The organism is Rothia sp. HMSC065D02 (assembly GCF_001815285.1).
Classification (GTDB): domain Bacteria; phylum Actinomycetota; class Actinomycetes; order Actinomycetales; family Micrococcaceae; genus Rothia; species Rothia dentocariosa.
The window spans coordinates 26,942-48,328 of the sequence record NZ_KV820092.1 but is presented as its reverse complement, the minus strand read 5'-3'; the positions used below and the strand labels follow the sequence as shown (position 1 = coordinate 48,328).

Sequence of the window (21,387 nt, the reverse complement as noted above, 5' to 3'; positions counted from 1 at the left end):
TTTCTTCCTTTCGGTGAAAACCGCCCAAGATTCGCCGGATACGTCGTATTCACCTGCGAGTCTTGACCAGACAAACCTTAGTATGTCTGCGGTTTATGCTCCTCACTCGTGAGGTTTTGTCTTCTGTTTTCTTTGGTTAACACGGTGCCTGCACTGCGCGGGCAGCCGCAAGTATCTTCGTCACTTCGAGGCGCGTTTTTGTGTTATGTGTGCAATGAATTGATCCAGCTGCTCCTGAGTATCGCGCACCACGGCGGCGAGTCCGGACCCTGCGGCCCACGAACCAACCGTGCAGACGGTATCGAGTTCTGCCGCGCGTTCACGGAAAAGCTGCACCCGCTCGCGGTACCCGGGCGTTGAGAGAGGCAGCACGCCGTTCCAGCGAACCACATCTGCATCCACAAGATTTTGGGCGGTAATGGGTACATCGAGCAATTTCGAGGCGTCGCGCAAGGCGAGGGTGATCAGCTGGTCTTCGTCAAGAGAAACGTCGGAGAAGGTACTCTGTTCTCCCCCGCGGCCGTAGGAAAGCCGCACCACGTGGCGGTTCTTACCCGCCTCTTCGGCTACCCACGCCCATTTAGCGGTGGCATGGGTGAGCGCTTTGGCGCGCACGTTTGTCACGGCTTCGGAAACCAGCAGACCCGTACCACGCGGGTTCGAGTTAAGCGCGGGCTGATCGACGACGAGCGTTACGAGAGCGACCTCGGGGCCAGGGTCAATATTAGGCAGAGAACTTCCCTTAATATGCGGTCCGAGCAGACGCGCAGCGGTGGAACCATCGGTAGCAATCACCAAATAATCGGCACCCACCGAGGCAGCTTTCTCACCATCGCTGCGGCGGCGAATTACCACCCATTCATTGGTGATGGGGTCACGATCCACCGCAATCACGCCGCATTCGGGAATGTACCGCACGGGTGCGGGCATCTTCTCGATAAGCTGTTCGATCAGCAGGTGCATGCCCCCAGAAAGCCCGGCGACCTGCGAGCCCGCGGGTGCTTGAGCGCGTATCGCGGCGGAGGCGGCAGCTAGGGACTTATGTTTTTTCAGCCCTTCGCGTAAGCCGGGGATAACGGCATCAATATCGAGCATATCCGGGTGGGTCGAGTACACCCCGGAGACCACGGGCGCAACCAAGTTATCGAGTACTTTTTTACCCATACGGGCACGTACTAGTTCACCCAGCGTCTTTGCGTTGGCTCCAACCGAAGCAGGCAGAACCTTATCCATACGGGCGCGGCGCAAACCGCTTTTACCGAGCACACCGGCCAAAGATTTATCAGAAAGATCACCGGGAATGCCCATAATTCCAGTGCTCGGGGTCTTTCGGGCACCCTGAGGCAGATACAGCCATGAACCGTGGGAGTTAGGATGCACAATCTGGTCACCTAGACCAAGCTCTTTGACGAGGTTTGTCACGGTTGGGGTTCGGGTCGCATAGGATTCCGCACCGGAATCTAGCACCAAACCGGCGACCTTATGCGCGCCGAGGGCGCCTCCCAGATAATCATTCTGGTCTAGGACGGTTACGTTCACTCCGGCATCGGTAAGACGACGCGCCGCCAACAACCCAGATATGCCGCCGCCGACTACGATGGCGCTTGGTGCATGATGATTCTTGTGCTGATGTACCATATTCATCCCCGTTAATGTTTCGGTTCTAACTGCCTCTCTTAAGAGTATCCGTTTTATGGGCGTCGGGTGCGTTCGTGAAGATATGTCACTAGGTCGGTGAGCACCTGCGGGTCCGTTGTGGGCGGCACCCCGTGCCCCAGGTTCACGATATGGGCGGGGGCGCTCGCCCCGGCGGCGAGTACCTCGTCCGCGTGAGCATATAGAGTCTCACGCCCAGCAGCTAAAAGCGCGGGATCGATATTCCCCTGAAGCGGCACCGCACCGTTGAGCCTGCGGTTTGCCTCATCAAGGGGCAGGCGGTAGTCCACCCCGATCACATCGGCACCGGCCTCATGCATGGCGGGCAGCAGCTCGGCGGTTCCGGTACCAAAGTGGATGCGCGGCACCCCAAATTCTTCGACCATACTCAAGGCGGTGGCGGAGTGTTCCTGCACATACCGGCGATAGTCTGCTTCACCCAACGAACCAGCCCAGGAGTCGAAGAGCTGCACGGCGGATGCACCCGCCTCAATCTGAGCCCGCAAAAACTGCCCCGAGGTGCGCGCGGCCCACTGCGCCAACTCGCGCCAGGCAACGGGGTCGGCATGCATCATGGTGCGGGGACGCAGGTGATCGCGGGAGGGACCGCCCTCAACCATATAGGCGGCAACGGTGAAAGGTGCACCCGCAAAACCAATGAGAGGGGTGGAACCGAGCATGTCGACGGTTGCTGCGACTGCCTCACGAATAGGGTCAAGTGCCGTATCGGTCAGTTCGGGCAGGGAACGCACTTCATCAAGCGTGCGCACGGGATGTTCGAGTACGGGACCGCGACCGGGCACAATATCGACATTCACGCCCGCGAGTTTCATGGGGATGACGATATCCGAGAAGAAAATACCGGCATCGACTTTGTGACGGCGCACCGGCTGCACGGTGATCTCGGCGGCAAGTTCGGGTGTCAAACAGGCATCCAGCATGGGAATTCCCTCGCGCGCCTTGCGGTACTCGGGCAGCGAACGCCCCGCCTGGCGCATAAACCAGACCGGACGATGCTCAGACGCGCGCCCGGTGAGCGCCTGCAGCATCGGAGAATCGACGGCTTGAGCGGCACGCAGCGGGTGAGATGCGCTCAGGCGCGACAGCTGCGCCTCGGTCAGCAAATCACGCTGGCGATCTCTCGGGTGATTACCCACTGTAGAGCGCGACTGCTGAGAATCTGCACCATTGGCGGCTCGCTGGGGCTGCTGGGTTTCGGTCATACCCTCTAGTTTGACAGGTTTTCGCGCCTGTTTTTATGACACGGTGTCATAAAGTACCCCTTCGTAACCTTTATAAATTTTGGTGTAGGGTTACCTTATTTTTAAAGCTGTTTTAGCTATCTCAAAATTTATTTACCCTAAGTTTTTATACACCGGTCCTTTGCTGGGCCTTGTTGGGCACAGTTCGGGAGCTTTTCACACAAACTCACATTATTGGGAGCCAGCTCACGTTAGGTTACACTCACCGACTAAAAATGTGTTTATGATTATTGTCTAGTGGCTACGTATTCATTTGTTGCATCACACAGGATCATCGATCTCACCACCGTCGCTCTACTGAGCAACGGTGCAGCTGGCATACCCGAGCTTTTTCGTACCGAAACCGCGCAAAACTTGGGCGTTACCGGCACTATTGTGCTGGCAACCTGCAACCGCCTCGAAATTTATGTGCAGCTCTCGGTGGCCGAGCATTTAGGCCCCGTAAGCGATATGCTCTACGCCGAGATTGCGCAAAAATCTGAACTCGATGCAGAACTTATTGCAGACAGTTTTGAAATCTATGAAAACCTTGAGGCCGCCAAACATCTCTTTACAGTGGCATCCGGGTTAGAGTCCGCCGTGGTCGGCGAGCGCGAAATCGCCGGACAGGTGCGCCGTGCCCTTGCCTCCGCCCAAGAAGAAGGGGCGGTTCCCGGGGAGCTTGTACAGCTTTTCGAGCATGCGGCACACACTGCCCGTCAGGTTGGGCAACACACCACTATCGGATCACAGGGACGTTCCATCGTCTCGGTCGCCCTGGATTTGGCGGATGCAGTCGCTGAGAAAGACTGGAAAACCCGCCGTGCTCTCGTCTTTGGAACGGGTGCCTACGCGGGTGCTACTATTGCAGCCCTGCGTGAACGCGGATGCGAAGACATTTGGGTTAACTCCCGTTCGGGCCGCGCCCCGGAGTTTGCCGCAAAACGCGATGTTCGCGCGGTTCCCAAAGGTGAAACGTATAAGGCCATGGAACAGGCGGATGTGATTGTTGGCTGCTCGGGCGGATCTGACCCGCTCTCCCCCGCCGAAATTCCACCGGGTCATCATACGATCCTCGACTTGGCGCTCTCCCGAGATTTTGACCCCGCCATTGCGGATCTGCCGCAAGTGGAACTTATTACCTTAGAGTCCGTGCGTTTAGCCGCCCCCGAAGAAACTGAGGAGGCGGTCGCTACCGCCGAGCGCATCGTCGAGTCTGAGACTCAGGCCTTTGCTGCACGGCAAAAGACCCGCAATATTGATTCGGCGATCGTGGCGCTTCGTTCTCATACTATGGAGGTGCTGGACGAAGAGCTCGATAAGGTACGCAGCCAATTCGGTTGTACAGCCGCCACCGAGCAGCTCGAACTTGCAATGCGCCGCATGGTGAAGTCCCTTCTGCACACCCCCACGATACGCGCGAAACAGCTCGCAACCCAGGGGCGAACCTCCGACTACATTGCGGCACTCGAAACGCTCTACGGAATCACCATCGACGACCGCTAATTGCGGGATAATCTTCTGCACGCTGAGCTTTATTCCACCGCAGCCCTAAGCCACAGGCGAATCATGCGCGCATCCTTACGGCATCCGTCTGGCAGGCACGGTACACTAAATCCAGAAGAAAACACCGCTGACGGCTTGAAGGGTCATCATGGAAATCAAAATTGGCATTCGTCACATTAGCCGCGAAGTTACGCTCGAAACCAAGGAAAGCGTAGAGACTATCCGCACCAAGGTAGCCGACGCCATTACGAACGGTTCCCTCCTTGAGATCACCGACGATAAGGGAGCAACCACCCTCGTACCCGGTGAGCAGATCGGTTATGTTGAACTCGGCTCCGAAGAGAAGCGCCGCGTTGGGTTCGGTGTCGGCGCCTAACAGCAGGGGTACACCCAATAATTTTTACGAAGCCCGCATTCACGGTTTTGCCGTATGAATGCGGGCTTCGAGCGTTCCTATGGCAGTACGCATACTCGACATATCGACCTGTAAGGGTGCATCTGACGCCAAGACGGGTTAAGATTTAAGGGTTAAGTGGATGCCCGGTCGTTCTTGATATACCAGACACCGCGTCTTTCCGAGAGCCTGAGTTCTTTTACAGCAGGTACATCTTCAAGAGCTCGGCTTCGGAACATGAATTTCCCGCGATCGGCTTCCTTCACCTCGCGCCAGCCCGGCGTTGTGAACACATCTGCTCCCCGCAGTACTCGGGCAGCTACACGGCATAACACCTGTGCACACTCACGCACAGGTACGGGTGCGGCGCAAACCGCCCGATCAGGGCAGGAAGATATGAGATGACCGACGCTCAAAACGCGACGACCGATGAGGCCCAGCCTTCCTCAACACCACAGTCTTCCCCCAAGTCCTTTGCCGACTTTGGGGTCCGCCAAGATATTAGCGATGCGCTTGCCGCCGTGGGCATTGTGAGCCCCTTCCCCATTCAGGAAATGACCCTGCCGGTCGCACTCGCCGGGCACGACATTATTGGGCAGGCAAAAACCGGTACCGGTAAAACCCTCGGGTTCGGTCTCCCCACGATTCAACGTGTGGTGGGCCGTGACGACGATCAGTGGGGTTCGCTGCAGAAACCAGGGGCACCTCAGGCGCTTATCTTGGTACCCACCCGCGAACTTGCAATTCAGGTGGGCAACGATTTAGCGGTAGCCTCTAAACTGCGCAACGCCCGCGTGGCAACCCTGTACGGCGGTGTTCCCTACGAGCCTCAGGTCGAGCAACTCACCAAGGGGCTGGAAGTTGTGGTCGGCACTCCCGGGCGCCTGATCGACCTGTACCAGCATGGTGCGCTCACCCTCACCCAGGTTAAGACGGTGGTGTTGGATGAGGCCGATGAGATGCTCGACCTAGGCTTTTTGCCTTCCGTCGAAAAAATTATGGGATACCTGCCCACCGACCGCCAGACCATGCTGTTCTCCGCGACAATGCCTGGCCCGGTGATCACGATGGCGCGCAAATACATGACTAAGCCCATGCATATTAGCGCGGCAGACCCGGAAGATCACGCCAAGACCAAGGCCTCGATTCGTCAGGTGGTTTACCGCGTGCACCATATGGATAAGGACGAAATGCTCGGCCGCATCCTGCGTGCTCATGGACGTGGACGCACCGTGATCTTCACAAAGACCAAGCGCGATGCCGCGCGCGTTGCCGATGAGCTTATCGCGCGCGGATTCGCCGCCGCTCCCCTGCACGGCGACCTCAACCAGGGCGCTCGCGAGCAGGCTTTGCGTGCTTTCCGCAACGGCAAGGTGGATATTCTGGTGGCGACCGATGTTGCGGCTCGCGGTATTGATGTGGAAGACGTGACCCATGTGATTAATCATCGCGTGCCCGAAGACGAGAAAACCTATCTGCACCGCACCGGGCGTACCGGCCGTGCGGGTCATGAGGGTACCGCCGTAACCTTCGTGGATTGGGAGGATATTGCCCGGTGGCGCCTCATTAACGATGCGCTCGACCTAGGCGTTTCCGACCCAGTGGAAACTTATTCTTCTTCTGAGCATCTGTTCTACGACCTGGATATTCCGCCGGGAACCAAGGGCCGCCTGCCGCGTTCCGAGCAGACCCTCGAAGGTTTGGATGCGGAGCACCTTGATGATTATGGCGAATCGCGCTCTTCACGGGGTAGCTCCCGTTCCTCTCGGGGTTCGCGTTCAGGTTCGCGCGGTTCTAAATCCCGCGGCTCCCGCGGCGGTTCCCGCAAGGCAAAGTCCGAAAAGCGCGGGGAGGCTTCATCTTCGAAGGATACTGCGCCGAAACGTGAACGCCGCCCGCGCCGCCGCACCCGACGCGTTGAGGGTGAAGCCGTTGAGACGCGTACCGAGAAAACCGCGGGGAAATCCGCCGAGAAAAAATCGGCTAAGAAATCCGGCTCTGCCAAGGATGGCTCGGTTGAGAAAACAGATTCTCAAGGCTCGTCGCGCCGCCGCAGCCGTCGCCGTTCCGGGAATATGGGCAAGGCAGACTCGACTGCAGCTAAGAAAGCGGGTCGAAAAAAGTCTGATGCCGCATCGGGTGAGGAGTAAATAGCGAGTGAGCGAAGCAGTATCCTCCGCCGATACATCTGTGCCCAAACGGTCGGGCACCGGCGATGTTCCAGTTTTCGATCCGAATGGTTCATCGCTGGTGGTTCAGGCCGATAATCTGGCGTATCTGAGCGAGCTGCCAAGTGCCTCGTTCACTGTGATCTACATTGATCCGCCGTTTAATACCGGCAAAACTCAAACTCGGCGTACCCTCAAAACCGCCCCCGCTGCAGACGGCGAAGAACAGGGTAAAGGTAACGGTAATCGTACCGGTTTTCAGGGCAAAAGCTACACGAGTGCCCTGCAAACCCTTGCGAGTTATCACGATGCTTTTGAGGACTACTGGGCGTTCTTAGAGCCGCGTATTAGGCAGGCTCACCGTCTGCTCACAGAGGATGGCACCCTCTACCTGCACCTCGATTGGCGTGAAGTTCACTACGCCAAGGTCATGTGCGACATGATTTTTGGGCGCGATTGTTTTATCAACGAGATCATTTGGGCCTACGACTACGGCGCAAAATCGACAAAGCGCTGGCCCACTAAGCACGACAATATCTTGATGTACGTTAAGAACCCGCAGGAATACTACTTCAATGCGGATGCGGTAGACCGCGAACCCTATATGGCACCCGGTCTGGTGACCGAAGAGAAAGCGGCGCGCGGAAAACTCCCCACCGATGTGTGGTGGCATACGATCGTTTCGCCCACGGGTAAGGAAAAGACCGGGTACCCCACGCAAAAGCCGCTGGGTCTGCTCAAGCGGATGATTGCTGCTTCATCACGCCCGGGCGACTGGGTGCTGGATTTCTTCGCTGGTTCCGGTACCACCGGTGCGGCTGCGGCGGCTCTGGGGCGCAGGTTCGTGTGCGTGGATCAGAACCCGCCCGCGATTGAGGTTATGGCGAAACGCCTGAACGTGGATGCCGAATCGTTTGCCGACTACCGCGGTGTGCCGCGCGGTGCGGCGGTGCTTTTTACTCCGCATCGTCACGTGGGGGTTCGCGGGGGTACCTCTCGGGATGCGCTCACGGCGGCATCGCGGCGCGCGCTGGCGGCGCAGAGTGAGAAGATTCGGGAGCGTGTGAAGCCTATTGACGGGGCGCACAGCCAGTTTGTGCGGCATCCTTCGACCGATGTTTTGGAACGCGAGCTGCGCGCCCAGGCCCGCGAAAAACTGCGTAAAGACCGCAAACGCCACGAGCTGACGAAGAAGCGGAAACAGGTCAAGGAGACGGCGGCGTCTTCATAGCGGACTGACCCGGCGTATGCCGTACACTTTGCTGCATCTTCGTAGGGTTTAACCGTACGATATGCGGCAAAGTGTACGACTTACAGTGATTACTTTAGTTGTCGGCGGCGAGCTCGTCACGTGGGATAAGGTCGCCCGCAAGGATATCGGCAAGTAGTTTTTCCTGTGCTGGTTCCAAATGCACCAGGTGGGTGAGGACGCACAGAAGTTCCTTGAATTCTGTGGTCCATTCACTCGGCCAGCTCTGTTGCACGATATCGTCAAGAGGTGAGCTCTTACGACCGATAGGTTTCTTCAAGCGGTACTTAGCCCAAAGACCGATAGTCTGCTGACCTCCCACCGTGTAATCGAAAACCGCTTTTTCAACGTTGCTCCACCGGCTGGCACCAAAAGTTATTTCACCGTGAATGTCATCTTCACCCAGTGTAAAGGTGGGTTTCTTCTCGGGCATAGCCCCACCCATACTCTTTTCGTACACAGGCATGGAGTACAGTCCGTCAGTCGGTTTATCAGTCACCCGAGTCATACCAGGAAGTGGCTCACCTCGTTCACCGTAAGTATGCAGCCACACCACGTACTTACCCAGCTGTACCGCGCGAAACCACAAGTCGGGATCTACGGTCAGAGGAACACGAATACCAGCCTGTTGCAGTTCGGCGTCGAAAGTACGTACATAGCCCGGGTGCCCTGTAATCCCTGCTAGGTAGTACACCAGCTCTGCGGGGGTGTGTTCGCCAAAGCGCGCGGTAAGTAAACGTTCTGCTTCGCTCGTGAGGTTAGGCTTGCCAACGGTGTTCAGGACAGGATGTGCTCGGCCGCCACGATTATTGAAAGCATTCATATCGGGGATAAGCGCGCTAAAATATAGCCCTGGTCCTTCTTGAGGATTCCGTGCATGTTGCTCCACAATAAAGATTTGATCCGGCACACGATGCTCCCACAGACGTGGTGAAGGCATATGGATCATCCGGGAGTCAGCTATAAGGTACTGCCTACCAAATGATCTATAACCTACTGAAACTATATCTGGAACTGTGGGAAATGGGTCGCGAATAATTTGTTCATTTAAGCTTTCTTGGCTTCCCTGATATGTGTCATGTCCTGGAAGCGGTTTCTTCCCCACTGTTATTCCAGTGTCTCGTGTCTCCTTAAACCTTTCAGCGCGTATATCTAAATCATTACCTTCAACCAGCTCATGCCAGCGTTCTTGCAGAACCGACTCTGACGGCGCATAAACCCAGGTTTTATTCGGCTTCACGCCGGGGAATCGGCTGGCATAAAAATCAGGAAGTTCAGGATAGCTATCCCAGTCGCTCACAGTTATTGGCATAAATTTATCGCTCCAACCCGAACGCACATCAGCAAATTCAGGAGAGCGCAGATCTAGTTTCGCTAGTGCCTCCATTTTCTGCTGGAAGGTACCGTGCAAAGCAATATATTTTAGGTCAGCCGGAGTATTTTCGTCAGTATCCGGCTCTCGCACAAAAAGCGCGATAGTGACCGGAGTTTCAATCGCAAAGACAGCATTCTTCTGCGGGGGACGTTTACCTTCCGGAGTCACGTTAATAATCCACCCTCGGCTAGATTTACGGCGAATATATTCGCGCATACCCGAGAAGCCGGGACCGCTCAAGTACCCGTCAGCAGTAATGAAACAGACTACACCTGCACGGTTGAGTGTATCTTCGAAATCGCGCCGTGAGTTCTCAAAAACCTTCCAGAACGCCCAACGCCAAAAATAGACGTAGAGGTTCTTGAGAACATACTCATATTTCCCCATTCCAGCAGCACGAAAATCATCTAACAGCGGTTTTTCAGATGAGCCACCATCTTCTATCCATCCGCCTTTTCCTTCCGCTTTATCTTTATACGGCGGATTACCAATGCACACTTGAATAGGTACTTCACGTTTCACCCTATTCGCACGATTCGATTGATCGGCCAACAGGCGCAGAGTATTCCCTGTCATCGGGCGATTGCGCGCCGTTGGGTTACCCAATGTATTCGTGACATAAAGGTTCAGCCCCTCCTCGGGCAGTTCACCTCCCAGTTCACGCAAAGTTTCTGAGATACGAAGCTCTGCTACCGAAAAAGGACCAGATTGCAGCTCAAAACCATAGAGGTTTTTTGCTAGACGGGTCAGGGCATCTGAACGGTCGCCGGGGTCAAGGTTCTCGTCATAAGCGACCGCACGCAAAACAGCCAAAGGATAGGTTCCGGTACCCATCGCCGGGTCGATCACTGAAACCCCTTTATCGGCAAACCCGTGAGGTTTATTAAGATACTGGCGTAATGCCTGATCGGTGAGTCGAACCATTTGATCGACAACTTCGACTGGGGTGTAGTAACTGCCAGTTTTCTTGCGCTGCTCCGGGTCATAGATACTCAAAAAGTGCTCATATAGATGCAGATAAACATCTGCTTTACCGCCCGAAATATGTTCCCACGAGGTTACCGAAAGCACTCGTACAATAATCGCAAGTACATTGTGTAAGGCGCTGTCTTCATCAAGGTGGTCTGTGAGCAGATTCAGTGCATTACCCAGCAGTCCATGATTGGACTTTAACCTGTTCGCCATATAGTGCAGGGTATTAATGTCGAGTTCTAGGCCTTCCGAAATAGCTACAACAAGTGCAAAGACCACAGTCTGCGCGAAACTATCGGCGAATTCCTCATCAGTAGCACCTGGAGATAAAGTCTCACGCCAATCGGTGCGTAGTCCGATGAGTGAAGGCGGTACGGGTTCATCGTACCCTTGGTCTTTTGCCCTCTTTTTAGCGGCTTCATGGACTTTCTTCTGCGCGGTTAAACCCAACAGAATCTCTTCCCGTAGCAAGACGGCTAAAGGTGCCAAGGTTTTCACTAGTTTATCCGCGCTAGTGATGGGGTTAGGCTCCCAGAATAAAAAGCTTTGTAAAATACTCTGTAATGATGGGGTCGCGGTAAACGGTCCCTTATGTTTTACAAAATCGGAAGTGTGAATATAGGCGATTTCACTTTCACGACCATCAGTCGTGACCGGTACCAATTCACCATACCGGTAGAGTCTCCACTCACGACCATTGGTATAGAGCAGGTTTGGCAGGTTCTTAAGTTTCTGCCACTGTTTATATTCATGACTTTTCTTAGTAAAAGTTGCTGGGTCAATGCTCTTTGAGGGAGCTTTCAGCTCAACGTGACCAACAAGTAGGCCATTGACCTTGATGCCAAAGTCCGGGCGGACTGTACCAGATTTTTTGTTACCCCCATCCGCGACCGTGATAGAGGTTTCGCGGACGAGAGTAACGCTGAGATTGTGCAAGTCGCCGAAGCCTTTAAGGAAGTGAGAAACCGGGGTGGTCAGTTGGGCCTCAGGCTCGCCTTCGTTTCCCTCTAGGTTTTTCTTCACATCCTTGCCAAATTCGACCACCAAATTGTCGAAATCCAACACGTTACTTACTTTCGGTATGGGGTTATAGAACGCTCTTTTGTAAGAGCGCATGCCTGTTTTAGTCTACAGGACTGTCTCTTTCAACTTTGCGCACAAGGTCAAATATATTCCCAGGTAGGGTAAAACCCGTACACTTTGCTGCATCTTCGTAGGGTTTAACCGTACGATATGCGGCAAAGTGTACGACTTACAGTGATTACTTTAGTTGTCGGCGGAGAGCTTTAGCTGCGAATCTGGGCGCGGATCGCCTCAACAGTTTCGCGGGCAGTGGTATTCTCCCCCAGCTGGTTTGGTTTGCCCGCGCCGTGGTAGTCGCTGGAACCTGTCACCAAAAGCTCGCGATCGCGCGCAAATTCCAGCAGACGCGCACGGTTCGGCTCAGAATTTTCGCGATGGTAGACCTCGATCCCGGCGAGGCCCGCATCCGCCATCTGCCCCAGGTATTCAAGCGGCAGCGCAGGCCCACGATTTTCACTCATCGGATGCGCCACCACCGGCACGCCACCCGCCGCGAGCACCAGCCGGGTCGCCTCCAGTGGGTCCATGCTCTCTTGCGGCACATAGTAGGGTGAGCCCGCATAAAGAATACGACCGAACGCCTCCTCACGGCTGGCGACGATTCCGGCGGCAATCAGCGCATCTGCAATATGGGGGCGCCCCACCGATGCATTCTCTTCATCCGTCTGTTCCTGCACATGCTCCCAGGTGAGCGGGTAGTCTGCGGATAGCAGCTCAACGATGCGCCGTGCCCGCCCCGCACGCGAGCGCCGAATTTCCTCAACTCGCCGCGCCAACTCGGAGGATTGCGGGTCATACCCGTAGGCCAGCAGATGCACGCTCTTAGTACGCTCTCGTCCCTGCTCATCGCAGTACGTGTACCGGCACGAAAACTCGGCACCGGGCAGAAAATCCAGCCCGTACTCCCCCGCCAGCTCGGCCGCCTGCGACCATCCGCACGCGGTGTCATGGTCGGTAAGCGCGAATCCTGTCAGTCCCGCCTTACGAATAAGCGGAATTAATTCGATAAGCGGCTGAGTACCATCAGAAATTGCGGAGTGAATATGCAGATCGTAACGTTCGGTCATAGTTCTAACTCTAGCGCACCCTACGTTCGCCTCACCCGCGATAGCGCCTTGCTCAAGGCGATTTCCCGCGGAAAATAGCGGCGGTATACCGGCGATTTCTCGCGGCGCGTGGGATAGAATACAACTATGACTGAAAATACGAAGAAGAGCACCGGAGCTCCAACAACAGATCACCGCGATACCCCCAAAGCATCAGCTTTTCAGGAGTTCATCGCATCAAACTGGGAGCCCGCTGCCGATGATGGCTATACCCGCGAACGCGTTGCCGATTTTGCGGCGCAACGTCGTAAGAAGATTTCCCAAAAGTTCCCGGGTGAGCGTCTGGTTCTGCCCGCAGGACCGCTGAAGGTTCGCTCGAACGATTGCGATTACCGTTTCCGCCCGCATTCGGCGTTCGCGCACCAGACTGGGTTGGGTGTTGATCATGAGGCTGACGCCGTGCTGGTCTTTGAACCTGTGGACGAGGGCACCGGCGATAACGGCTCGAACCATGAGGTTACCCTGTATTTCCGCCCGTTAGCTGGCCGTGATACCACACAGTTTTATGCGGATGCGCGCTACGGCGAGTTCTGGGTTGGTCCGCGCCCCACGCTCAAGGAGTTTTCAGAGCGTTACGGTGTGCGGACGAAGGACCTTTCGGAGCTTGAAGTTGCGATCACGAAGAACGCCGGGGCTCAGGCGTTGGGCGGGGTGCGTATTCGACTGGTGCGTGAAGTTGATCCTTCCATTGATGCGCTGGTTGATACTTCCCGGTATAACACGGGCGTTGCGCTGGAGGAATCCGATAAGCTCGATTCCGAGCTGACGGTGGCGCTCTCTGAGGCCCGCCTGATTAAGGATGAAATCGAGGTTGAGAACCTGCAGCGTTCGGTTGATATGACGGTTAAGGGCTTCGAGGAGGTCGTGCGTGAGCTTCCGAAGGCGGTGGCGCATCATCGTGGTGAGCGCGTGGTGGAGACAGCGTTTTTCTCGGTGGCACGTACCGACGGCAACGACCTGGGCTATGACACGATTGCGGCGTGCGGGAATAACGCGACGATTCTGCACTGGATTCGCAATAACGGCACCGTGGATGAGGGCAAGCTGCTGCTGCTGGATGCCGGTGTTGAGGACGATACCCTGTACACCGCCGATGTAACCCGCACGTTCCCGGTGAACGGCAAGTTCACCGAGGTTCAGGCGAAGGTCTATAACGCGGTGTTGGATGCTGCGGATGCAGCGTTCAAGGTCGCTGTGCCGGGTCGTAAGTTCCATGAGATTCACGATGCCGCGATGGAGGTGCTGGCGCATCGTCTGGAGGAGTGGGGACTGCTGCCCGTTTCGGCTGAGGTTTCTTTGACGGTTGAGGGTGGTCAGCATCGCCGGTGGATGCCGCACGGCACCAGCCACCATTTGGGTTTGGATGTGCACGACTGCGCGCAGGCGAAGGCGGAGCTGTACACCGGCGCAACTTTGGAGCCGGGCATGGTCTTCACGATTGAACCCGCGCTGTACTTCAAGGATGAGGACTTGTCTGTTCCTGAGGAGTACCGCGGCATCGGTATCCGCTTGGAAGATGACGTGCTGTGCACCGAGGACGGCAATGTAAACCTCTCGGCGGCACTGCCCCGCACGGTTGAAGAGATTGAAGCGTGGATGGCGAAGCTCGCCCAGTAGTCTCTTACTTTCACAGACGGAAAGTCCCCGCAATCAGTACAGTACTGGCTGCGGGGACTTTTCCGTTGTGTCAGATGCCTCTGTGGCGTTGGACGCTAGTCTTCCTTGACTCCCTTGGGCTTAGGAGTCTCACGAGTTGGGGCCTGCCGGATAGTTTTGGCGTATTCTTCCGGATCGTCAATGCGCAGACCGAACCGCTGTGCCGCTTGCGTCTGAGACTTGTGCTCGCGGGTGTCGGCGGCGGGCGAAGACTGCTCAGAAGAATCGTCGGACTGGGTTTGCTGCTTGGCAGTCTGTGATGCAGCGGCTTGTGTCGCTTGGGAATCCCCACCGGCTGGGCTTTGCCACGGAATCTCCTGTGCCGCTGTACCCTGTTGTCCGCCCGCATCCGCTTGCTCGGGATTCGGGTTCTTGGCAGCGCTATCGCGGTTTTCGGTGTAGCCACCTTGCTGATCCGTCACAGTCGACGGGGTGCTCGGAGCCTGCGAAGATTCACCGGCAGACGTTGGTGTATAAGAGACATAGGGGCTGGCGGCATGGGGCAAGCCGGTACCTGCACTCGGCGTTCCCGAGGATGCCGAAGCTACCGCCTTCTGAAACAGCGGGTTCGCCGAGAGGATGCGCCGCGCCTCCGAAGAATAATCACTCAGGGCGTAGACTATGGTGCGTTCCGGGACTGCCTCGCCGCGCATCGGGTAGCGACCGGAACCGCCGCGGCGAAGCTCAAAAATTTTCCAGACGACAAAGACCGCAACGGCGATCGGCACGGCTGACGAGGCGGCAGCCCAGAAGTTCGTGCCCGCGGTGGAAACTAACGCTGAGTAGAACAGGCCCGCAAGAATACCCTGGATAAGAGCGACCAGAAGCGGACGGCCGTACCCCTGCTGGGTGGGGTATTCGACCTGTTTGAGTCCTTCGTTCACCAGGTAAAGCGCAGTGATAGGGTAGTTCGCGGCGGCAAGCACATCAAAAGCGGCGAAGGCTTCTTCACGGCGGCTAAAGGCTGCCACGGGTTCACCCTGAGGCATAAGCTGCCCGTTAGCCTGCGCCAGGCGAGACGCTAAATAAGAAGACGGTGGCATATTGGGAGGCATCTGAGTCATGCCCTATATTTTACCGGCAGAGGGCCTGCAGGCGGCGGGATATTTGCGATGGGCTTAGTTCCCCACGCATAGAAAAATTTTGCGCATCGGTTAGGGCCTGCAGCCCCACACCGGTCATGACTCGCAGCATGCCTAAAGCACTGGTGAAGTGCGTATTCGGGGTTCACAGCGTACCCTAGATAGAGTGAGCAATACTAAATTCAGCGCCCCCAGCAAAATTTATATCGCCCGCCTGCTCGGTCTTGATGTCTTCGACCCCTTCGGTGATCGCCTCGGTCGCCTGCGTGATGTAGTCGTACTCAAGCGCGGTTTTGGCGCGGCGCTGGCGGCTGGTGCTCACCTGCGCAAAGGCAGCGAACCCGTGGTCGTGGGCATCATTATTGAGGTGCTCGGCAAAAAGCGTGTCTTCATGCCAATGACTCGTGTGCGCAGCATCGACGCCTCACAAATTATTTCAACCGGGCTCGTGAATCTGCGCCGCTTTGAACAGCGCAACTCCGAGACTCTGGTTGTGGGCGAACTTTTCGACCGCCGTGTGCGCCTGCTCGACGGCAGCGGGGATGCCGTGATCGAAGACGTCGCCATTGAACAGCGCCGCAACGGTGATTGGGGCGTTACCGAACTTTTCGTATCCCGTGTGAGCAGTTCCAGCGGGTGGCGCCGCCGCTCCAAAGAAACCCTGGTGGTGGACTGGGACCAGGCGATGCTCTCCACCGAGCTGGAGCCGCAGGCCGCAACCGCTTTCGTGGCGAACCACGAAAATTCTAAACCTGCCGACCTTGCCGATGCGATCCACGAGATGAACGATAAACGCATGGTCGAAATCGCGGCGGAGCTTCAGGATGAGCGCCTGGCGGACGTGCTTCAAGAGCTGCCCGAAGAGGACCAGGTACAAATTCTTTCCTACCTAGCAGACGAACGCGCCGCGCAGGTGCTCGAAGAGATGGAACCGGATGATGCCGCCGACCTTCTGATCGAGCTTGACGACGTGCAGCGTGAAAAGCTGCTCGAACTCATGGAACCGGATGAGGCAGACGATGTGCGCCGCCTGCTCGAATATGACGAGGGCACCGCCGGTTCGCTCATGAACCCGGTACCGATTATCCTCTCCCCCGAAGCCACAGTTGCCGAGGCGCTGGCGCATATTCGCGCCGAAGAAATCTCGCCCGCGATGGCTGCCGCGGTTTTGGTGGCCCGGCCGCCCCTCGAAACGCCGACCGGCAAATATTTGGGGCTGGTGCATATGCAGCAGCTTTTGCGGGTGCCGCCGAGCGAATCGATTGGCCACATTCTAGACACAGACACCGAACCGGTCTCTGACCAGGCAAGTCTTGCGGAATTAGCGCGCGTACTCGCCGCCTACGACTTGACCATTATCCCCATCGTGAACGAATCTCACCGCCTGGTCGGTGCGGTCACGATTGACGACGTACTCGATGCGCTCCTGCCCGAAGACTGGCGCACATTCGACGACGGAACCCCCGTACGAAAGGTAGGGCGACGCTTTGTCTGATCAGAACCGCCGCAACGAAAACCTGAAGCACGAGGAAAATCCGAGGATCGATAAAGCGCGCATCCTCAAAGACCGTCTCGAAAAGAAATACGCCGAACGCAGCCGCGACACCCGGGAAACCAGCAGGAGCGGTAACCGCGCTGAGTCTCAACTGAGCACCCCGGCAGAGCGCAAGAACAAGCTTTTTGCGTACAACCCGAACCCGGACGCTTTCGGACGTATGACTGAGGCGTTCGCCCGGTACATGGGTACACCTCAATTTTTGCTGTGGATGACCGTCTTCTGTGGAGTGTGGCTGGGCTGGAATACGCTTGCCCCCGAAGAGCTGCAGTTCGACCCGCGAAGCCTCAACTTCACCTTGCTCACTCTGATGCTCTCATTGCAGGCATCCTACGCCGCTCCCCTGCTGCTGTTGGCGCAGAACCGGCAGGATGACCGCGACCGCGTGGTTGCCTCCGAGGACCGCAAACGCGATCAGCAAAACCTTGAGGAGACACAGTATTTGACGCGCGAGATCGCTTCGCTGCGCATCGCCCTGCGCGAGGTTGCTACCCGCGACTTCGTACGCAGCGAGCTTCGGGATATTTTGGAAGAGCTGAAATCTATTCAAGAAGAGCAGGAACGCCAAGCCGAACAGCTGCAGGATATTGGCGACGATATCGAAGAACTTGAAGATGCGGACGGGGAAGAAAACGCCGAGGCTGAGAGTCACACTGCTAATACCGAAAATTCTCCTGACACCAAGGCACCAACGGCGCATAAAGGCGAACGACCCACATCCTAAAGCGTGTTCTGCAACCCAGTTAAGCTCTTAAGCTCGCAGAACACCAGCCTAGACAAATAATGCGCAAACGCGCATGATAGTAGCACCGCAGCCAACCATCTACGCGGCGGTGTTTTTATCGCCCGGTGCGGCATCGTCACCGCGACGATATATACCCTCTTATGAACGCGCTGAGGAGATACCATGAGTAGCCCTAACGCCACACCGCACGATCGTTCCCGCGAAAACGAACCGGCGCCCGATAATCCCCTGGAGGATGCGCTCTGGGCGGCGCTCGCGCGAGTGGAAGACCCCGAGTTGCGCCGTCCTATCACCGAACTTGGCATGGTGGAATATGCCCGGGTTCTCGCCGAAGAAGACAACCCGCAGCGGCACTATGCCCAGGTGAAAGTTCTGCTGACCATTGAGGGATGCCCGCTCAAGAACACAATCGACGCCCAAGTGCGCGAGGCGGCTGCCGCCGTCACCGGTATCGATCGCGTGCAGCTTGAGCTTGGTGCTATGAACTCCGAACAGCGCGGCGCCCTCAAATCCCGGCTCAAGCCCGAACGCACCAATCCCTTTACCGCGCCCGGATCGCTCACCCGCATCTTCGGGGTGGTTTCCGGTAAGGGAGGCGTGGGGAAATCCTCCATGACCGCAAATCTCGCGGCGGCGTTTGCTTCGCGGGGTCTTGCCGTCGGCATTATCGACGCGGATGTGCACGGCTTCTCGATCCCGGGACTCATGGGCATTACGGAAGCCCCCACCCGACTGGATGACCTCATTATTCCCCCGACCGTAGACGTTCCTGCCTCGGTACGGGGTAAAGACGATACGGGCGGGCACGAGTTGGCGGCTGGCGCATCCGGCGGTTTTGTGAAAGTTATTTCGATTGGCATGTTTCTCAAAGATAATCAGCCCGTCGCCTGGCGCGGGCCGATGCTGCACCGGGCGCTTGAACAGTTCATTCTTGACGTCCACTTTGGCGCGCTCGATGTTCTGCTGCTTGATCTTCCCCCGGGTACTGGCGATATTGCGATCTCAATGGCACAGCTGCTTCCCAACGCCGAGTTGATTCTGGTCTCCACCCCGCAGCATGCGGCGGTGGATGTCGCCGAACGTGCCGGTACCCTCAGCCTGCAGACACAGCAAAAGGTGGTGGGCGTAATCGAGAATATGGCGGCGATGACTCTACCTGACGGCACTGTGTTAGAGATGTTCGGTTCAGGCGGCGGCGAACATCTGGCGAAACGTCTGACCGAGGCGCTGGACTATTCGGTGCCGCTGCTCGGTTCGGTTCCTCTTGATGTTGCCCTGCGTACCGGCGGTGATGAGGGTATGCCCGTGGTGTGGGGCTACCCGGAGTCAGCAACTTCTATAGAAATTAAGAATATTGCTGCACAGCTTTTGCACCGCAAGGATTCCCTGGCGGGCAAGCCGCTGTCGCTAATCGTGTAGAGTTTCTCGGATAGCTCGCAGAAGAGCTCACAAGAATATAAGTATGCTGGGCATCGAGATTCGTATTCTCGATGCCCAGCATACTTATGCGCAACCAAACGCCTCAGGGTTTAGGACAAGAGCATACCGGGGACCACCCACCCAAACACTCAGAGGGCAAAAGCATTAGGGTATATTCAAGTCCCCCGGACCGTGACTATGCCACAGCCAACCTACCCATATCAGCTGTAAAACAAGCCCGAAGAACACCAAAAGCCAGTGGTACGCCCTTGAGTCTTTTCCGTAGCTTATGAGCACGAGTGCAAGTGGGAAAAGAGGCAGCAGAATACGGAATGTTGAGGTTTGCGGAAGCCAGAAGACCCCCAGATAAACCATATAGGCAGCACACCAGATCAGCATGACGGGATGCAGCAGAGAGCGGGTGCTACGCGAAAAAATCCAGCAGAAATAGGCGAAGAAGCCTACGGCAACCAGCAGGGCAACACCCCACATGTTCCACTGTGGCAAATAGGTATTCAGGTTGGTAACCCACTGCACCACATAGTGCTGCCCATCATCGACGGTACGCCCGCTCCAGCCTATTTCAGTGGCAAGATAAGCGTCTATTCGCCCGGTCGCAATTGCTGCGTGAAGCGCATGCCCCAGCGCGAAGAAACACACGATCAAGGCGCTGATAAGGTGCAGGGATCGTGCCGCGAACGCGCCCATCAAGGCTTGCCCAGTGCTGAGGGGCGAAGGTCCACCAGCCGCGCGGCGAACACGGTATTCGGAGGTCACACAATACAGCCACCATATACCCGCGAGCGCGCCGAGGGGCACGCCGACGGGTCGGGATTGCGTGGCGAGGAAGGCCACCGGTATAGCCCAAAGGTACCGGTCGTATGCCAAAAGTAGGATAAACAGGGCGATCGCGAAAATGGTCAGAGACTCCGCATACCCGGTTCCAAAAATAACCGCTGGCCCGCAAAAACCATAGGCGGCAACCGACCATAGTGCCAGGGAACGATGCGGTGATTCCTGGCTCGCACGAATCTCGAATACTCCGTGCTCACGCCAGTTGAGACATCCCACGAAGAGCAGATAGATGACCCATGCGAGGGCAAAGCTCACCACTACGCTGAGCATCACGGTGCTGAGGGCAAAAGGAATACCTGTGGTATCGGCTATGAACCCTGCAATAGTAGGTTGGGCCGGAAGGAAAGCCCACGTATTATGCCCGACAACTCCGTTATCGTATATGGGTAGTTGGACGGGGTATCCGTTCTTGTAAATCCGTTCGTACCATTCGGCGTCCCACCACCCCAAATATTCAAGAAGGGTGGGCACATGGCCGTCGCCTATTTTCTGCTGACCGGCAACCTGCTGCATACCGACAACCCAGAAAACGATAAAACCCCATAGGCGGCTGGGTGCCCAAATACTCAGCACCTGAGCCCAGGCTGGTAACGCAGCAAAACGATGCGCCACCCGGCGCAGAGCAGCAGTCGCGGAAGTACCGAGGGAGTCGAAAAAGGAGAAGCCGCCGGTATGTAAGGTAAAACGAGTGGGATTAAAACGTTCTGCCCTGCGCGGGTTTAGCGGTGAAATGGGGTCCCGTGGTTTTTCCGCCTCACCATACGTGGGGCTATCAAGGCTTTCGCTCATCAGCGTATTCTCCTGGGCGGTGCGGTGTCTCGGAAGTTAGGTGATGTTTTTGCTGAAGATTTATGTTTCTCAAGGCTTTATCTATGTGACTGCCGCTAGGGCTTCGCACATAGTAAATCCCCTGCCGTAGGGCTAGGGGACCTTCCATAGAATCTAAGCCTTGTTTAGGTCGCTTCCGTATCGTAGGGAGCGTAGGCACCGCGCGGCAGCCGGTTTAGATTTGATGCGGCGGGCTTGTTCGCTTCGGAGCGTTCTTTAGCTTCACGTGCCCGTTCTGCATCGTCTTCCGCGAAGGCTTCGCGCACAATAACGCGGGGATCATATTGACGGGGGTCATACTGACGCCAGTTGATCTCGTTGAGTGTTGCATCCCCCAGCGTATCTTTAAACTCGTCTCGGGCGTCGAAGGCCATTCGACGAACTGTTTTGATGAGTTCCTTGATTTGGCGCACGTATTCGGGCATGCGTTCGGGGCCGATCACGAAGAACGTGAGAACGGCTAAGACGACGAACTCAGTGCCACTAATACCAAACAC

The 21,387-nt window shown here is 56.5% G+C and carries 15 protein-coding genes; 8 read left to right on the top strand and 7 right to left on the bottom strand.

The window, feature by feature from the left end:
* Positions 1–180 precede the first annotated feature (180 nt).
* Positions 181–1,644: a protoporphyrinogen oxidase gene (gene hemG / locus HMPREF3016_RS07780; RefSeq protein WP_048754187.1), complete on the bottom strand. Its 1,464-nt coding sequence runs from the start codon at positions 1,642–1,644 to the stop codon at positions 181–183.
* Positions 1,645–1,691: 47 nt separating this feature from the next.
* Positions 1,692–2,879, bottom strand: coding sequence for a uroporphyrinogen decarboxylase (gene hemE, locus HMPREF3016_RS07775; RefSeq protein WP_070741505.1), 1,188 nt, complete (start codon positions 2,877–2,879; stop codon positions 1,692–1,694).
* 276 nt (positions 2,880–3,155) lie between these two features.
* Here hemE and HMPREF3016_RS07770 point away from each other — a divergent pair, with 276 nt between their 5' ends.
* The 4 genes from HMPREF3016_RS07770 (at position 3,156) to HMPREF3016_RS07755 (ending at position 8,196) form a co-directional block, all read left to right on the top strand.
* Positions 3,156–4,403 carry a glutamyl-tRNA reductase gene (locus HMPREF3016_RS07770; RefSeq protein ID WP_070741502.1) on the top strand — a complete coding sequence of 416 codons (1,248 nt, stop codon included), beginning with the start codon at positions 3,156–3,158 and terminating at the stop codon, positions 4,401–4,403.
* A gap of 148 nt (positions 4,404–4,551) precedes the next feature.
* Positions 4,552–4,779 carry a DUF3107 domain-containing protein gene (locus HMPREF3016_RS07765; RefSeq protein ID WP_004005102.1) on the top strand — a complete coding sequence of 76 codons (228 nt, stop codon included), beginning with the start codon at positions 4,552–4,554 and terminating at the stop codon, positions 4,777–4,779.
* Between the two features lie 419 nt (positions 4,780–5,198).
* Positions 5,199–6,947, top strand: coding sequence for a DEAD/DEAH box helicase (locus tag HMPREF3016_RS07760; RefSeq protein WP_070741499.1), 1,749 nt, complete (start codon positions 5,199–5,201; stop codon positions 6,945–6,947).
* A gap of 7 nt (positions 6,948–6,954) precedes the next feature.
* Positions 6,955–8,196, top strand: coding sequence for a DNA-methyltransferase (locus HMPREF3016_RS07755; RefSeq protein WP_246828517.1), 1,242 nt, complete (start codon positions 6,955–6,957; stop codon positions 8,194–8,196).
* A 94-nt stretch (positions 8,197–8,290) separates the two neighbouring features.
* Here HMPREF3016_RS07755 and HMPREF3016_RS07750 read toward each other — a convergent pair whose 3' ends face one another.
* Positions 8,291–11,626, bottom strand: a complete 3,336-nt coding sequence (locus HMPREF3016_RS07750; protein WP_070741496.1) for a type ISP restriction/modification enzyme — start codon at positions 11,624–11,626, stop codon at positions 8,291–8,293.
* A 221-nt stretch (positions 11,627–11,847) separates the two neighbouring features.
* Positions 11,848–12,711 (bottom strand): PHP domain-containing protein, encoded by an 864-nt coding sequence (locus HMPREF3016_RS07745; RefSeq protein ID WP_070741493.1) that lies wholly within the window; start codon positions 12,709–12,711, stop codon positions 11,848–11,850.
* A gap of 126 nt (positions 12,712–12,837) precedes the next feature.
* Here HMPREF3016_RS07745 and HMPREF3016_RS07740 point away from each other — a divergent pair, with 126 nt between their 5' ends.
* The gene (locus tag HMPREF3016_RS07740) at positions 12,838–14,367 is read left to right on the top strand and encodes an aminopeptidase P family protein (RefSeq protein ID WP_004005107.1); all 1,530 of its coding nucleotides are present in this window, start codon (positions 12,838–12,840) and stop codon (positions 14,365–14,367) included.
* A 95-nt stretch (positions 14,368–14,462) separates the two neighbouring features.
* Here the strand turns inward: HMPREF3016_RS07740 and HMPREF3016_RS07735 are convergent, their stop codons facing one another.
* Positions 14,463–15,470 (bottom strand): hypothetical protein, encoded by a 1,008-nt coding sequence (locus tag HMPREF3016_RS07735; protein WP_070741490.1) that lies wholly within the window; start codon positions 15,468–15,470, stop codon positions 14,463–14,465.
* 184 nt (positions 15,471–15,654) lie between these two features.
* Between HMPREF3016_RS07735 and HMPREF3016_RS07730 the strand changes: the two genes are divergently transcribed.
* From HMPREF3016_RS07730 to HMPREF3016_RS07720, 3 genes are all read left to right on the top strand, one after another.
* Entirely contained in the window at positions 15,655–16,983 is a 1,329-nt protein-coding gene (locus HMPREF3016_RS07730; RefSeq protein WP_004005110.1) for a magnesium transporter MgtE N-terminal domain-containing protein, read from the top strand.
* Complete coding sequence (locus HMPREF3016_RS07725) at positions 16,976–17,767, top strand: DUF1003 domain-containing protein (protein ID WP_004005114.1); 792 nt, start codon at positions 16,976–16,978, stop codon at positions 17,765–17,767. The genes HMPREF3016_RS07730 and HMPREF3016_RS07725 overlap by 8 nt, the downstream gene beginning before the upstream one ends.
* Positions 17,768–17,950: 183 nt before the next feature.
* Positions 17,951–19,207 (top strand): P-loop NTPase, encoded by a 1,257-nt coding sequence (locus tag HMPREF3016_RS07720; RefSeq protein ID WP_050749218.1) that lies wholly within the window; start codon positions 17,951–17,953, stop codon positions 19,205–19,207.
* A gap of 165 nt (positions 19,208–19,372) precedes the next feature.
* Here the strand turns inward: HMPREF3016_RS07720 and HMPREF3016_RS07715 are convergent, their stop codons facing one another.
* Both HMPREF3016_RS07715 and HMPREF3016_RS07710 read right to left on the bottom strand, forming a co-directional pair.
* On the bottom strand, positions 19,373–20,851 hold the full coding sequence (locus tag HMPREF3016_RS07715) for a hypothetical protein (protein ID WP_070741487.1): 1,479 nt from the start codon (positions 20,849–20,851) through the stop codon (positions 19,373–19,375).
* Between the two features lie 164 nt (positions 20,852–21,015).
* Complete coding sequence (locus HMPREF3016_RS07710) at positions 21,016–21,387, bottom strand: twin-arginine translocase TatA/TatE family subunit (RefSeq protein ID WP_004005117.1); 372 nt, start codon at positions 21,385–21,387, stop codon at positions 21,016–21,018.